Consider the following 14,665-nt stretch of genomic DNA (forward strand, 5'->3'; position numbering starts at 1 on the left):
GTCACGTCACATTCACGACGCTCGCCGGGTGAGCGGCGTTGGATTGTCGACCAGCCCCGGCTTGCGTTGCTCGGTTCCATCCTTGTCGCCGTGGCCGATTTCATGGCGGGCTTTCTCGATCATCGGCAGCAGCCGGGCGATGATCTCGGGGTTCTGGTCCGCGACGTTTGTCGATTCGCCCGGATCCTGGTCGAGGTTGTAAAGCTCGGGCCTGTCGAGTTCGACGCTGGTCTGCTTCGGCCCGTCTTTCGCGACACGAAGCTTCCACGCTCCGCTGCGAACTGCCTGGACGTAGCCTTCGAAGTAGTAGAGATAGCCGGATTCATCGTAGGGCGATCGGGCGGACGGATCGTTGAGCAGCGGGCGCTGGTCGTAGCCGTCGATCTTCCGTTCCGGCAGCGGCGCGCCGATCGTCGCCGCGAAAGTCGGCAGGATGTCCATCATGGTGACGATCTTGTCGCCAACCTGTCCGGCCTTGATCCGTCCTGGCGCCCAGAGAATTCCGGGAACGCGATGTCCCCCTTCAAAGCTGGTCGCCTTGCCGGCCTTCAGGGGTGCGTTGCTGGCGCCATGCCGGAAAACCCCGCCGTTGTCGGAGGTGAACAGCACGATCGTGTGCCGATCCAGCCCCATGTCGACGAGGGCGCGCGTGATGATCCCCGTGCTCCAGTCGACCTCTTCGATGCAGTCGCCATACACGCCGTTCGCGCTCTTTCCTTTGAACTTCTCGCTGGCGTAGTGGGGCCAGTGCGGGAACGCATGGGGCAGGTAGAGGAAGAACGGCCGATCGACATTCTTTTCCATGAAGGAGACCGCTTCGTTTGTGTAGCGCCGCGTGAGATGGGTCTGGTCGGGTTCCTGCTCGATCACGGTTTCGTCGCGCATCAGCGGCGTCGGCAGCCTGGTGTTGTCCATCTTGCCGTCGGCGCGAAGTTGTCCCATGTCGTTGGAGAACGGGATGCCGAAGTAGTGATCGAAGCCCTGCTTCGTCGGGAGGAACGCAGGCTGGTCGCCCAGGTGCCACTTTCCGATACACATCGTCGCGTAGCCTTTCGACTTCGCGACTTCAGCGATGGTCGTCTCGTCCGGGTGCAGGCCGCGGGCGTTACCGGGGAACAGCACCCAGTAGCCCACGCCGTTGGTGTGCATCGAGACGCGCCGCGGATAACAGCCGGTCATCAGACTCGTACGGCTGGGCGTGCAGACGCCGCTGGTGGAGTAGAAGCTCGTGAGCTTCATTCCTTCGGCCGCGAGGCGGTCGATGTTGGGCGTCTTCTGTTTTGTCGAGCCGTAGCAGCCGACATCGCCGTAGCCGAGGTCGTCGCAGTTGATGATGATCAGGTTGGGCAGACGCTCCTGAGCGACGGCGGCCGAGGAAAATGTGACGGCGAACACGACGAGGCAGGCGAGCAGTGAGCGCATGGAGTTGTCGGGGCAGGGGGGAATGGAGTGGAAGCCGGGGCGCGGAGTTGGACAGCCGTCAGGGGGTGGAGCCGGTGACCTCGTTCAGTAGTTTGAAGAACCCTTTCTTGCGGGGGCTGCTGATGCCCCAGTTGACGGGAACGCTCTGGTAGCCTTCGTCGAAGCCTTCGCCGTCCATCCGGAAATCGAAGTAGCCCCATCCGGCATATTCGCTCAGGGCGGCGACGAAGTTGTTTGTCGGCCGCTCGAAGTCGAAGTGATCGTCTTCATTGAACAGGATCGGCATCGGTCGATATCCGGGGACCGCTCGGGTCTCCCGGACCATCTCTGAAATGCGGGCGGGATTCGAGACGCCGTTGCCATGCAGAAGGAGAAAGTCGGAGCTGCGGACGACATTCTCCCCGGGGACCGTTCCGCCGCCGTAGCTGGTTCCGACCAGCAGCCGCCGGCCGTTGCGCTCACGTTTCATCACCCGGTCGATCAGTTCGTGCACCCGGTCCGGCTTGAGGATCGCATGGTCGTATTTCTTCACGTTGCACTCGTTGTTCACTTCCACGAGGACGTTGGTCACTCCTGCGTCCAGCAGCCAGTCCACCGTCCTGTCGACGGCGCGGATGACGGCCTGTTCATCTTTCAACCGTTCATCCTGCCCGAAATAGAAGATGCCCAGGATGACCACCATGCCGAGGTCATCCGCCTTGTCGATGACGGCTCTCACGCGGGCCATGTCATCGGGGCGGAGATCGCCGTTTTCATCGATGGCGGAATTGTGCCACGGCTGCAGTTTGGAATACCCCTGCGGACTCCCACCCTGCAGGTTGAGAGTGATGCCCAGCAACCCCTGCTGGCGCCACTCGGGCATGGCGGCCAGGAACTCGCGGAGATTGCGGTCCGGGTCCCAGCGGCCGGTATCTGGATAGGCCCAGTTCTTCTGGGTCTCGGGGTTTCGGTCGTTGAAGGTCGCCTGGACCATCCGGCTGTTCAGAAGCAGCCCTTCGACCTTCTTTCCCTTCCAGGCCCGACCTTCGTAGGTCGGTCGGCCGTTGAGATGGAACGCGTCGCCGACGATCGTCACCGACGTCTTCCGGTCCATCTGGGCGTCGGCCCCGGCCGGAACAAGGATAGCCAGAGCAACCAGCCAGAACTTCATGGTGAGGCTCCATGGAGAACGGAAAAAGAGATCGACGTTCACTCGCGCGGGGACGCCGCCCGAGGCCTACAAGCCGGCACCGAAATCGTCTGACTTTGGGGAAGGAGGCGGCTCCTGCGACGCGGCCGGTGGTGTGGACTGGTCCGGAGGCGATTGAGTTGGCGCAGCTTGAGTCGCTTCGCCGCGGTTGCGATCGCGGTCACGGTCGCGGTTCCGACGGCGTTTCTTCTTCGGCTGATCCCCTGTGGCGGGGACAGAGGCGTTTGCGGCCGGTGATTCGACGCCAGGCACCTGCTCGTTCGTCGTCTCGGCGGAGGGGTGAGCCGGTTTCGGCGGACCCTGCTTCCCGGGAGGCGACCCATGGCGCGGTGGCTTCGGGCCCGGACCTCCTTTCCCACGCGGGCGTTCCTGCGGACGGCCTTTCTCGCGCGGAGGCTGTTGCCCGCCGGGACGCGGAGCGTGGCCCGGTTTTTCTCCTTGCGCCTGCGGCGGTCCCTGACGTGGGGGACGTGGTGGGCGGGGAGGTCTTGGCGCCGGCGCGGACGGAGTGGTCGCGTCGCCAGAGGCCGAGGCCGGTTCGAACTCGTCCGGTGGAAGCTCGTCTTCCTCGTAGAACCGGGGGACCGGGCGTGGCTCCGGGCGCACAACCCGCTTCCCTTCGACCAGCGTCATGAACTTCGGCGGGTCCTGACAGCGGCAGAGGACCGTCGTTTCAGTCTGCCCGACCATGCGCTCGCGGCCGCATGCCGCGCAGCGCCACTGGCGTCGGATTTCGGGCGAGAGATGGAGGCCGGGACCGCGCATTGTTCTGGAGGGGCCTGGATGCTGGTGGAGGAAAGAACCGCCGCGTTGGAGGACTCCTATTATTCGTGCCGGGCGACCCGGGCCGGAAGCGTCCCGGCGTGAAAAGTCTCCGATTTCGGGAGGCAGGCCGTTCCAGGGTCGCACACTGCGGCCTTTTCAGGCCGGAGCGTTCAGCGAATCAAGCGTCTGCGCGAACTCCAGCGCGCTGCGATAACGCTTCGCCGGCTCTTTCTCCATCGCCTTCAGGCAGGCGGACTCAAGGGCCGGAGGAAGATCAGGCAAGTGCCTCCGGAGCGGAGTCGGCGGATCGGCGACGATGCTGCCGAGGAGCGTCGCAAGGTTGCCGCTGAAGGGGACGGAGTTGGTCAGCAGTTCGTAGAGCAGCACTCCGAGGGCGTAGATGTCGCAGGCGGGCCCGATGTCCGCGGGATCCGCCGTGATCTGTTCGGGCGCCATGTATCCCGGCGTTCCGGCCACGGCCCCCGTCGGAGTCAGCAATGAGTCGGTCGCGTTGATGCTCCGCGCCATGCCGAAGTCCATGACGATCGGCTCACCGTCGGGCGCCAGCATGATGTTTCCGGGCTTCAGGTCGCGATGAATGATTCCGGCGTCATGCGCGACCTGGACGATGCGCGCCAGCGCGCTGACGAGCGCCAGGCTGTCCGGGATGGAATAGCGGCGGCCGCCGTCGAGCGTCTCGGCCAGCGTCCGGCCGGTGATGTAAGCCATCACCAGGTAATACCGGTCCCGGTCCTGTTGGACGTCGAAAATGCGGGCGATGCCGGGATGGTCGATCTGGGCGGCCGCGAGGGCTTCGCGATACAGTCGCCGCACGTACGTCGGCTCCAGCAGGAGCATCGGCGTCGGAACCTTGAGCGCCAGCTGTTTCCCGGCCGGGTCCTCAGCGAGGTAGACGACGCCCATGCCTCCTTCGCCGAGCTGGCGGAGGACGCGATAGGGGCCGATGGCAGGCGGATGCGACATGCGCGGCGTTTCGTTGCAAGTCCGACGTTCAACCCAAGCCCGCTAATGGATCGTTGGCGCGGCCTGCTCGGGACGGGAATGGCCGTTCATCTTCGGCCACGCCATGCGGAAAACGCTTCCGCCATTCGGGCCGGGACGCACCGTCAGATCTCCGCCATGCTCGAGCATGATCTTGCGGCTCACGGCGAGGCCCAGTCCCGTGCCGTGCGACCCTTTGTTCGATTCGAACGCCCTGAAAATCCGGTCCCGATCTTCGGGGGCAACGCCAGGCCCGTTGTCGGCGACTTCCAGGATCAGCTGCTCGGCCTCGCGGTCAAACTGCGTGGTGACGCAGACTCTCGGCGATTCGACGCCGTCGACCGCTTCCAGTGCATTGACCACCAGGTTCAGCGCCGCGCGGTGGATCGCCTCGCTGTCGAAATCACTCACGGGAACGTCTGGAGAGAAATTGCGAATCAGCGCCACTCCCGTTTCCTCCGCCTGCTTCTGCATCAGATCGCAGACATCGGCGACCTGCGTATTCAGCTGGTCCGGCGCAAGAACAGGGTCCCGTTCCTTGCTGTAGGTCAGCATGTCCATCACGAGGCGGTAGATCCGGTCCTGGTTGCGTTCGACGATCTGCCAGCCCTTCTGGATCATCGTCGTATTCGTGTCCTTCAGCCCCAGGTCGATCAGGTAGCTTCCGCCGCGGATCCCCTGCAGGATGTTCTTGATGTGATGGCTGAGAACGGCCGTGGTGTGGCCGATCGCCGCGAGTCGTTCCGATTCGATCAGCGCCTGGCGGTAGCGAAAACTTTCCACGGCCGAAGCCGCCTGGCGGGCGACAGCTGCCAGCAGCGCGAGGTGATCGTCGTCGAAACGTGCCGCCCCGCTCCGGGCCGACCACTCGGGCCCCGACGTCGTGATGTCGACGTACAGCACGCCGAGCAGTTCGAAGCGGCCGAACATCGGCGCGCACAGCGCCTCGCGGATTCCGCTCTGCAGGATGCTCTCTGCCGAGTTGAACCGGTCGTCGTGACGGGCGTCCGACGTGCGGACCGCGACGCCATTCTGAATCACGTACTGGACAATGCTGCGCGAAACAGGGAATCGTTCTGAGGCGGGCAGGCCGGGACGACGGACGACGACGCGCGGTTCGATGCGATCGGTTTTCGCGTCCGCGACCAGCATGCATGCGCGATCGGCGCCGACCGCCGGGAGAGTGATCTCGAGCAGCTTCTGAAGCAGTTCCTCGAGCCGCGGACACGGCCGGGCGATCTCCTCGCCGATCTGGTAGAGGATGCGCAGGTTGGCCGCAGCGCGGCGGGAGACGGTCCAGTCGGCCAGCGCCCGTCCAAGCATGGCGTCAGGCTCGTGCCCCATCGAGCCGACAATGCGGGTGGCGTCAGGCTGGTCCCCGTTGTCGACGAACTCGACGTTCTGGGGGCGCGGCGGAGGTTCGCCGTTGGCCGAGAGCACGAGGATCGTCCGGCCCAGCTGAATATGATCGCCCGGTTTCAGCTTCCGGGTTTCCGCTCCCTGCCCGTTGACGAACGTGCCGTTCGAACTCCCCAGGTCGCGGATCGTCCAGGCCTCGCCGTCACGAATGAGGTGGGCATGATCGCGGGAAACTTCCGAATCCGTCAGGCAGATGACGTTCCGGGTCCCCCGGCCGATGCCGACGACCGCATCCGCCAGTTCAAATCGCGATCCCTGGTCGGGCCCCTGCACGACGAGCAGCGACATCTCCGAAGGGGAACCTGGGGAACTCCGACCGCTCATGAAACAACGTGGAGGCTGTGAAACGAGGCTTCGACTGTTGGCACGATCAGCAGCCGTTCAACGTACCGGCTGCGTGGATCGGCGTCACGTCGCGGATGCGGAGTTCCCGTGTTTGACGCGCCTCGAAGTGCGGCGGCGGGGGAATGTTCCGCAGGATCGGTTGTGATGCGGTTCTCCGGAGGGCATTACCCGCGGCACTTGTGATGTCCGGGTCTGGAATCTTCGGAGGGTCGGGCCGGTTGTGATGGTGTTGCGGATCTCCTTGCGCGGCGGACGCACCGTCGCTCGGGCCAGAAACCGGCCGTCAGACTTTGCCACGGTTTCCCGATCGCCTCGCCATCCGGTGAAACCGGGATACACGGGGGCAGTCGCTGCACGCAGCGCGCGCAAAACGAGGTACGATGACTCGGCCCCACCTCCGGGAGCGATCACCACCAATGCGAATCGTTTTTGCCAGCTCTGAAGCCGTTCCCTTCTCGAAAACCGGGGGGCTCGCCGACGTCGCAGCCGGGCTCACCAAGGCGCTCGCGGCGGCCGGTCATCATGTCACGCTGATCACGCCGCACTATCCCCGCCTGTTTCCGCCCGAACTCCCGCGCCTGCCGACCAAGGCGACCGTGCAGGTCCCTCTCGGCGCCAATCGCGTCACCGGACACCTGCTCCGCAGTGAGTTTCCGGACTCGAACGTCGACGTCGTCCTGATCGACCAGCAGGAGTTCTTCAACCGCGGCAGCCTGTATGTCGAGGGGGGACGCGACTACCCGGACAATGCCGAGCGGTTCCTCTTTTTCAGCCGCGCGGTGATGGAGGCGATTCATCGCCTCAATCTCGCCCCCGATGTCATTCATGCCAACGACTGGCAGACCGGCCTCGTGACGGCGCTCGTCGCGCAGGAATACCGACGACTCCCCGGCTGCGAACAGACGGCCAATATTTTCACGATCCACAACATGGCGTTCCAGGGACGGTTCCATCGGGATCTGATGGCGCTGACTGGAATCGACTGGCGTCATTTCAACTATCACGAGATGGAGTCGTATGGCGATCTCAACCTCCTGAAGACAGGCATCGTGTTTTCCGATGTCGTGACGACCGTCAGTCCGACCTACGCGAACGAGATCACTCGGGCCGAGTTTGGATACGGGCTCGAGAACACGCTGGGAGTGAAGTTCGACCGTCTCGTCGGAGTGTTGAACGGAGTCGATACGACGGAGTGGAATCCGAAGATCGATCCGTTCCTCGACACCTGCTATACGGCCTCGACGGTGGAAGCGGGGAAGGCAGCCTGCAAGGCGGCCCTTCAGAAAGAATTGGGACTGAACGCCGATCCCGACGCCCTGCTGTTTGGAATGGTCTCGCGGATGGCGGACCAGAAGGGGTTCGACCTCATCGCGGCCCGCATCGAGGACATCCTGAAGGCGAACGTGCAGTTCGCGTTTCTCGGGACGGGCGAACGACGCTACGAAGATCTCGTGACTCGGCTGGCCCAGGAGAATCCGGGCCGCATTTCCGCGTCGCTGGTGTTCAGCGAAGGGCTGGCCCATCGCATCGAAGCCGGGGCCGACGCCTACCTGATGCCGAGCCGGTTCGAGCCCTGCGGACTGAACCAGCAGTACAGCCTCCTGTATGGAACGGTCCCCATCGTCCATCGCACCGGAGGTCTGGCCGATACCGTCGTCGACGCGCGGCCCGAGACTGTCGCCAACGGCACGGCCAACGGATTCGTCTTCGACAGCTATGACCCCAACAGCTTCCTCACCTCCGTCTGGCAATGCGTCGGCTGCTTCCAGCACGACAAGGCCCAGTGGAGGCAGCTGATCCAGAACGGAATGCGCGAAGACCGCTCCTGGAAACGGAGCGCGGCCGAGTACGCGGCCATCTACGAACGGGCGATCGGCTGGCTGAAGTAGACCCTGGAGGCCCACGCCGAGACGGCCTTGCCGGACCGTGCGTCCCTCATTTCGACGCTCCCCGCCACGCTCTCACGCGCGGGGGCCGGAAGCCTGCGGCCCGGCGAGAACTATTGCCAGATCTGCCGATTGGCTACTTCCGGACAGCCGAATTGGTCAAACGCAATTGACGCTGGAAACGCTTCTCAAATAGAGCGACCGGACGGGTGTGCTTGCGTCGTTGAAGTGGTTGGCTGTCGGAAGTTTCCACGTGGCTGGTGGAGGCGTCTCCATCGGCGGAAGGTTCGTCTGCTCCGAAATGCGGGTAGTTCATGCCGATTCTTCGCAGTTTGCGCAATGCGATTCGTGGTCGGACCCAGCGTTTCGTCGTCCGGCGCCGATACGGCGTCGATCATCCCAGCGTGGTGACGCTGCCCGGCTCACCCCATCCCATTCACATTGACCCGGCCGACAGCCGAGCCTGGAAGATCCTCGTCATGGCGCCGCTGTTCGGTCGTCTCGCGCGGAACCAGACCTTCTGGCGGCAAGGCTGCAGCCGTCTGACCCCCAGTCTCGCGCTCGACATCGGCCTGAACTTTGGCGAGTGCCTCTTCGCGGCCGACTATGACATCCGCACGGAACTGCATGCCTATGAAGCCAACCCACGGCTGCGGGAGTATGTGACCCGATCCCTGGCCGCGCATCCCGCGCGAAACCAGATGCGGCTGCATTTCGGACTGGTCTCCGACAGGCCCGGACCGGCCGCAACGTTCTATATCGACCAGCGCTGGAGCGGTGGATCGTCGGCCATAGCCGGATTGAAGCCCGAAGAAAGAGATCGCTATCAGCCGGTCCAGGTTCCTGTTCTGTCGGTCGATTCGACGCTGGCGAACAGTGCTGCGAATCGACCGGGCGGGACGCTGGTCTTCAAGATCGATGTGGAGGGCTACGAGTTTCGGGTGCTGGAGGGAATGCAGACGACCCTGAGCGCTCCGAGGTGGTCGCTTGGGCTGATTGAATTCGATACCGCTCTGCTGAAGAAGGCGGGAGAATCGCTGGAGGGCTATTTCGCATTCCTGCAGGAGCGTTTTGAGGTCTACGCCTTCGTACGCGACTGCCGGGCGATACGCGCCCGCACCTGGAACGAACTGCGAGCTCTCTTCCGGAAGCCCGAGTTTCACACCGACCTGCTTCTAGCGTCAGGAGAGGCCGATGAAGCGCTGGTCGGATTCCTGAACGAATGGACCACGGACAACCGGGCACGGCAGATCCGGCGGGCCGCTTAAGAACATCGCTCTGCCTTTCGAGAAATCTCGCTGGCCAGGTTGTCCAGAATCATGCGGAGGGAGCCGTCATGGTCCGGCGAGATGTCCGGCGTCGGCAGTTGAAAGTGGCGTGCCAGCGCGAAATAGGCGTCTGAGTAGTCGATGCCGTCGAGCAGGCAGCCTGGTAGAGGGTGGCAAGTTCCCCTCAAGTGGGGAACCTGCCGTTGTCTACGACGGCAGGAAATGGTCACGTCGAGCTAAGACGATGACTGAATCGTCACATCGATCGTCCCGTTGCGACTCGGCAGCTTCTAGACTCGTGGGACCTTGTGGGTTTTCTTAAGGGCGATGCTGAATCCGATCGAGACCGTTCGGCCGGTTGCGGGATCGGCCCGGCCGTCGTGATTACCAGAACCAACTCGGCCGAGTTGGCCTATCCGTCGTCCGCTTCGGGGCGGTTTCGGCGGCCGTGGAACGCCAAATACTTGCCCCCTCCCACTCGGGGGCCCTTCGAAGCGACTGCCTGAATCAGCTGTTTCGCTGCTCGACAATAATTCTAGATCGCCGGCTCAGCCAGATGTTATGTTGCCCGCCGAACGGCAAGCCCTCTTCGCTGAACCGAGCTGCCGTACATCAACGCCGGCAGGATGACTCCCGATGCAAACCTCATCTCGAAATGCAGTGTGGATCGGCATCCTTCTGCTCTGCATCATGCCCAAGGGGCAGGCCGCAGCGGCGGGACTTATCCGCCAATTGCCACCCGATGGCGCCTGGAGCCTTTTCACGACTGTGACGTCGAGCGAGCCGGAATTGCAGGTCCCGAAGGACTCGAAGTTTCAGTTCGATTCGGCCCTTACCGGCAGGTCGGAAGTCTGGGGCTCTCTGAAACTGAGTTCCGTTGGACGAAAGACTGTCGATGGACGGAACTGCCGGTGGATCGAGATTGAAGTGAAGTCCCCCTCGCCTGGCTCTCACCCGGAAATCGTCGTCAAGATGCTCATTCCAGAAAAAGTTCTGGTCGAGGACACTGACCCCCTGGCCCAGGTCATCCGGTTGTACGTGCAATACGACCTTCTGAACGAAGGACAACCGACACTCATCGAGGACGAGAAGCGGAAGCGATACGAACTCGACCGCGTCCGACTTTGGCTTCTTCCGCCCGCAGGGACGACAACGCGGCTCAACGAACAGACGATTTCCACGAAGGCTGGAACCTTTTCCTGTCAGGGGGACTGCGGGGAACATCGTTTCCAGTCAACAGGCATCGTCGAGAATAGCGCCGGATCCTGGTCAGGCACCTTTCAGCGTTACCGTCACGAAAACGCTCCGTTCGGTGTCGTGTCGTTGTCGCTGATCGGGAATGCAATCGAGGAGATCGCAACGCCGCAAGCAAAAGTCAGAATGAAGACCGATGTGACACAGAGGGCGGTACTGACTGAAACCGGCATCGGAGCCAAGAGTCGATTCTCTCGCGTTGAGTGAATCATTCCCTTTCGCCGACACAGGTCATGCTTGATTCCCCGGCCGCTACGGAGCGTCCGGCCAGACGTCTCGTTTGTGGCGCAGCAGCATCTGGATCATCCGATCGACTGCGGAGGGCATCTTGATCCGCATGACGATGTCGTGCTGATGACTTGCCAGCCGGCTGGTAAGCTGGTGGGCATGAGCACGGGGAACCTTGGCGTTGCGGTGACACTGGCCTGGCTGGCCGGCGTTGGACTGGCTTACTGGGCTGGCGGGACACTCTTCGCACTCATTGTCGCGAGCGTTCCTGTCTTTATCGCATCCCAGTTGCTGCCATCCAGAAATCAGAAGCCATCCAAACCGAAAGCTGTCAAGCCGTCGAAGTCTCCGACCTATCCATGGTCCGATTAAACTGACCCACTACCCTGCAGTCGAGCTCGATCGGGCAGGGCGGGTGGACTTTTTGATACGAATCGATCGTGAAGGGGGGCGACGTCGATCCCGACCATCCGGGCGGCAGGTCGAATGCACGGCAGATCCGGTGGGCCGCTTAAGAACAGCGCTCTGCCTTTCGAGAAATCTCGCTGGCCAGGTTGTCCAGAATCATGCGGAGGGAGCCGTCATGGTCCGGCGAGATGTCCAGCTTCGGCAGTTGAAAGCGGCGTGCCAGCGCGAAGTAGACGTCTAAGTAGTCGATGCCGTCGAGCAGGCAGCCCAGAGGTTCATTCAGCAGAACTCGATCGCATAGCGGATCGATCCCCCGCAGACATGCCCGCACCGGGCCGACGAGATCGAGCGTTTCGGGCGAGGTGATCTGCGATCGCCGGATGAACTCGTCGTCGGTCATCGATGATCGTTGTCTCAACTCCGCCCGAAAGGCGCGAGAGGCGCTGCTCAGTTCATCAATCGCGAGCTCGATTGGCCGGCCAAGAACCTGAGAGATCAGGCAAATGACGACTGGAAGCTGGATCGTCGCCACGACGGCAAAGGCGATGCAAAGGACTTCACAGTCGGGAGTCGCAACCCTCCACAGGACGACGGACGCGGGAAACAGCAGGGCTTCCAGGGTCCAGAGCGCCTGATAGCGTCGCCGCTGGATTTCCAGGTCGGGCCATTGATGCTTCGCGACGCGATCGATCGTCCACTCGTCGATCATCTCGAGCGTCTCCAGCAGAGACGGAATCCGCGAGGCCCTGTGCCGGTCGAGACGACCAGGAAGAATACGTCAACAAGAGCGGGCGAAGGGACTCGAACCCTCGACATTTAGCTTGGGAAGCTAACACTCTACCAACTGAGTTACGCCCGCGAGCGTGGTTCGATAGTCTATCATCCGCCTTCCGGGTGAAAAGGGGACGCCTTGCGCTGTTCCCGCATTGTTCTCCGATCGCCGACTGTGGGGGCTGGCGCCCCGGAGTCGACCGCCTGCCTTCCGTTCGCCGCCTGGCCCGCCGGCAAGACCCGGTCCTCGCGAAACAGACCAGGAAGAACCGAGACCGGGAAAACTGACCCCGCCAGACAATTCGAGTGATACCCCCACGCGGCTGATGCGTTTGGGCTCTGCTCCGCGTGCCGAGATCTGTTCATGGATAACCGCCGTACACTGACGTTTTTCCTCCTGTTCGTTGCGGCCTGGCTGTGGGTCGGGCCGAGGCTCTTCCCCAATCTCTTCCCCAAGCCTCCCGTCCGTCCGGCCCAGCAACAGGCGGCGGCCGACCGCAAGCCCAACGAGATTCCGGCCGTCGTTCCGGGCCAGGCCGATCCCGCCCAGCCTGCCGCCCCTGCCGAGGTGGTCCGGCATCCACATCGCAAAATCGTGCTCGGCCCTCCCGCGGAACAGCAGAATCCGGAGACCTATCTCCGTGTCGCGCTGACGACCCAGGGGGCCGCGATCGAATCGGCCGAACTGCTCGACCCGCGGTACACCACCCTCGACCGCAAGCAGCCGCTCAAGGTTGTCGGGAATCCGTATCCGGGAGTCGCCGCCCGGGGAGAATCCGCGCGACAGACGCTCGAGACCACGCTGGCCGACATTGACGTCCAGCTGAAGCCGCACAACCTCACCCTGGACGAAGCCGACTGGGAAGTCGTCCCCGGCTCGGAAAGCGAGACGGGAGTCACGTTCCGCTACCGCGCGCCGGATGGAAAGCTCGAAGTCCGGAAGAGCTACGCCATCCAGAAGGCGCCCATGGATCGGGCCGACTTCGATCCGAAGGGCTACCTCGTGAAGGTCGACCTCACCGTCGAGAACCTGACCGACCAGCTGGTGAAGACGCGGTACGAAATGCTCGGACCGGCCGGCCTGCCGCTCGAAGACCCTGAGAATGCGCGCACCTTCGTCGAACTGAAGGCCGGCGTGATTGAAGACCCCCGGTATCCGGGCGACGTCACTGCCACGTCCCCGCTTCTCGCGGCGGCCGTCGTCAAGGAACTCGACAATGCGGCTGCAAAGAATGACGTCTCGGGACTGACGATCTGGAGCAAGCCGTTCCGCTATGTCGGAGCCGACGTTCAGTACTTCGCGGCACTCCTGGTTCCGCGTGAGCGTCAGGGAGTCGACAACGACAAGGACGGCAAGGCTGACATCTATTTCAATGACGCCCGCCCGGTCATTCTCCATCGAAACGCTCATCCGGAACTGAGCGCGGTGACGCTCGAGTTCACGTCGACCGAACTGGAGATCCCGGCGAAGTCGTCGACCACCCACAAGTTCGACCTCTACCTCGGGCCCAAGCGGGCCGACCTCATGGATGCGCTCGATGCGCGTCCGGTCATGAACTACGGCTGGTGGCACCGCGTCAGCGCCGCGCTGATCTGGGTGCTCACGTTCTTCCATCACACGCTGCATCTCCCCTACTGGGCCTGCATCGTGCTGCTGACCTGCTGCGTCCGCGGGCTGATGTTCCCGATCTCGATGAAGCAGACGGCCAGCGCCGCCAAGATGAAGGAGATTCAGCCCGAGCTCACCGAGCTGCGGAAGAAGTACGCCAAGGAGCCGGAAAAGTTCGCGCTGGCCCAGCGGGAACTGTTCCGGAAGCATAACCACAACCCGTTCGCGGGCTGCCTGCCGGTGTTCCTGCAGCTGCCGATCTTCATCGGCCTGTACAACGCCCTCTACTACGCCATCGATCTGCGGCTGGCCCGCTTCCTGTGGGTCGATAACCTCGCCGCTCCCGATGCGCTGTTCCGCTTCCCCGGACCGCTCCCGCTCCTCGGCTGGCACGAGTTCAACCTGCTGCCGATTCTCACGTGCGGCCTCTTCCTCGTTCAGCAGCGCATGTTCCTGCCGCCGGCGGAAACGGACGAGCAGCGGATGACGAACAAGATGATGAACTTCATGACCATCTTCATGGGGTTCATGTTCTACAAGTCGCCGGCCGGACTCTGCCTGTACTTCATGGCTTCCAGCCTGTGGGGCATCGCCGAACGGAAGCTGCTCGACCGCATGAAGCCGCAGATCGAAGCCCGGAACGCCGCGAAGCAGAAGGCGCGTGATGAACGGAAGAAGGCGAAAGGCGAGCAGCCGGGTCAGTCGTGGCTCGAACGCCTCGCCGTCGCCGCCGACGAAGCGCGAAAGCAGTCGGCGAATCAGAAGCTGGCGGATTCGAAGAAGGAATCGCGGTCGCGGAAGTAGGAACGACCATTAGTGAGGAAGCGGTACGATGAAGCGACCGTTCTTCACAAAGCAACCATTTGCTCCCGTTCACCTGATGGTGGTGATTGGCGGCGGAGCGTTCGGAGCGATTCTCGCGTTGGCGCTTTACCAGAATTGGCCAAATCACCCTCACCGTTGGGTGTTACTCGTTTGCGCTATCGGCCAGTGCATTGTAGTCGGCGCCGGTCTCATCGTGCTTCCGCTCCTCCGGCGAGAACAAAACAATTCCGACGATCAGCGTGACGTGAAGTAATACGATGGGACGGGAAGACTG

11 protein-coding genes and 1 tRNA gene are annotated in these 14,665 nt (G+C 62.9%); 6 read left to right on the top strand and 6 right to left on the bottom strand.

Features of this window, described 5'->3' with window-relative positions; genetic code table 11:
- Window positions 1-12: 12 nt before the first annotated feature.
- The 4 genes from Pan44_RS01650 to Pan44_RS01665 form a co-directional block, all read right to left on the bottom strand.
- Complete coding sequence (locus Pan44_RS01650; protein WP_145026617.1) at window positions 13-1,422, bottom strand: sulfatase family protein; 1,410 nt, start codon at window positions 1,420-1,422, stop codon at window positions 13-15.
- 58 nt (window positions 1,423-1,480) lie between these two features.
- Window positions 1,481-2,572, bottom strand: coding sequence for a hypothetical protein (locus Pan44_RS01655; protein WP_197453755.1), 1,092 nt, complete (start codon window positions 2,570-2,572; stop codon window positions 1,481-1,483).
- A 960-nt stretch (window positions 2,573-3,532) separates the two neighbouring features.
- Window positions 3,533-4,360: a serine/threonine-protein kinase gene (locus Pan44_RS01660; RefSeq protein WP_145026619.1), complete on the bottom strand. Its 828-nt coding sequence runs from the start codon at window positions 4,358-4,360 to the stop codon at window positions 3,533-3,535.
- Between the two features lie 42 nt (window positions 4,361-4,402).
- Window positions 4,403-6,085, bottom strand: coding sequence for an ATP-binding protein (locus Pan44_RS01665; RefSeq protein WP_197453756.1), 1,683 nt, complete (start codon window positions 6,083-6,085; stop codon window positions 4,403-4,405).
- A gap of 473 nt (window positions 6,086-6,558) precedes the next feature.
- On the opposite strand from Pan44_RS01665, the gene glgA reads away from it, so the two are divergent.
- The 4 genes from glgA (at window position 6,559) to Pan44_RS01685 (ending at window position 11,150) form a co-directional block, all read left to right on the top strand.
- Window positions 6,559-8,031, top strand: a complete 1,473-nt coding sequence (gene glgA / locus Pan44_RS01670) for a glycogen synthase GlgA (protein WP_145026623.1) — start codon at window positions 6,559-6,561, stop codon at window positions 8,029-8,031.
- A gap of 311 nt (window positions 8,032-8,342) precedes the next feature.
- Window positions 8,343-9,296: an FkbM family methyltransferase gene (locus Pan44_RS01675; protein WP_145026625.1), complete on the top strand. Its 954-nt coding sequence runs from the start codon at window positions 8,343-8,345 to the stop codon at window positions 9,294-9,296.
- 636 nt (window positions 9,297-9,932) lie between these two features.
- On the top strand, window positions 9,933-10,757 hold the full coding sequence (locus Pan44_RS01680) for a hypothetical protein (protein ID WP_145026627.1): 825 nt from the start codon (window positions 9,933-9,935) through the stop codon (window positions 10,755-10,757).
- 75 nt (window positions 10,758-10,832) lie between these two features.
- Window positions 10,833-11,150, top strand: a complete 318-nt coding sequence (locus tag Pan44_RS01685; RefSeq protein WP_145026629.1) for a hypothetical protein — start codon at window positions 10,833-10,835, stop codon at window positions 11,148-11,150.
- A 139-nt stretch (window positions 11,151-11,289) separates the two neighbouring features.
- Here the strand turns inward: Pan44_RS01685 and Pan44_RS01690 are convergent, their stop codons facing one another.
- Together Pan44_RS01690 and Pan44_RS01695 are read right to left on the bottom strand one after the other, a co-directional pair.
- Complete coding sequence (locus Pan44_RS01690) at window positions 11,290-11,895, bottom strand: hypothetical protein (RefSeq protein ID WP_145026631.1); 606 nt, start codon at window positions 11,893-11,895, stop codon at window positions 11,290-11,292.
- A 77-nt stretch (window positions 11,896-11,972) separates the two neighbouring features.
- Window positions 11,973-12,045, bottom strand: a tRNA-Gly gene (locus Pan44_RS01695).
- 276 nt (window positions 12,046-12,321) lie between these two features.
- Between Pan44_RS01695 and yidC the strand changes: the two genes are divergently transcribed.
- Both yidC and Pan44_RS01705 read left to right on the top strand, forming a co-directional pair.
- Window positions 12,322-14,370, top strand: coding sequence for a membrane protein insertase YidC (gene yidC / locus Pan44_RS01700; protein ID WP_145026632.1), 2,049 nt, complete (start codon window positions 12,322-12,324; stop codon window positions 14,368-14,370).
- Window positions 14,371-14,398: 28 nt separating this feature from the next.
- Entirely contained in the window at window positions 14,399-14,644 is a 246-nt protein-coding gene (locus tag Pan44_RS01705) for a hypothetical protein (RefSeq protein ID WP_145026634.1), read from the top strand.
- The last annotated feature ends 21 nt before the right edge of the window (window positions 14,645-14,665 follow it).

Source organism: Caulifigura coniformis (assembly GCF_007745175.1).
GTDB lineage: Bacteria > Planctomycetota > Planctomycetia > Planctomycetales > Planctomycetaceae > Caulifigura > Caulifigura coniformis.

Excerpts from the sequence above, each read along its gene's own strand:
- Pan44_RS01650 (WP_145026617.1), bottom strand. The coding sequence starts at position 1,422 with ATGCGCTCACTGCTCGCCTGCCTCGTCGTGTTCGCCGTCACATTTTCC.
- Pan44_RS01655 (WP_197453755.1), bottom strand. The coding sequence starts at position 2,572 with ATGAAGTTCTGGCTGGTTGCTCTGGCTATCCTTGTTCCGGCCGGGGCC.
- Pan44_RS01660 (WP_145026619.1), bottom strand. The coding sequence starts at position 4,360 with ATGTCGCATCCGCCTGCCATCGGCCCCTATCGCGTCCTCCGCCAGCTC.
- Pan44_RS01665 (WP_197453756.1), bottom strand. The coding sequence starts at position 6,085 with ATGTCGCTGCTCGTCGTGCAGGGGCCCGACCAGGGATCGCGATTTGAA.
- glgA (WP_145026623.1), top strand. The coding sequence starts at position 6,559 with ATGCGAATCGTTTTTGCCAGCTCTGAAGCCGTTCCCTTCTCGAAAACC.
- Pan44_RS01675 (WP_145026625.1), top strand. The coding sequence starts at position 8,343 with ATGCCGATTCTTCGCAGTTTGCGCAATGCGATTCGTGGTCGGACCCAG.
- Pan44_RS01680 (WP_145026627.1), top strand. The coding sequence starts at position 9,933 with ATGCAAACCTCATCTCGAAATGCAGTGTGGATCGGCATCCTTCTGCTC.
- Pan44_RS01690 (WP_145026631.1), bottom strand. The coding sequence starts at position 11,895 with ATGATCGACGAGTGGACGATCGATCGCGTCGCGAAGCATCAATGGCCC.
- yidC (WP_145026632.1), top strand. The coding sequence starts at position 12,322 with ATGGATAACCGCCGTACACTGACGTTTTTCCTCCTGTTCGTTGCGGCC.
- Pan44_RS01705 (WP_145026634.1), top strand. The coding sequence starts at position 14,399 with ATGAAGCGACCGTTCTTCACAAAGCAACCATTTGCTCCCGTTCACCTG.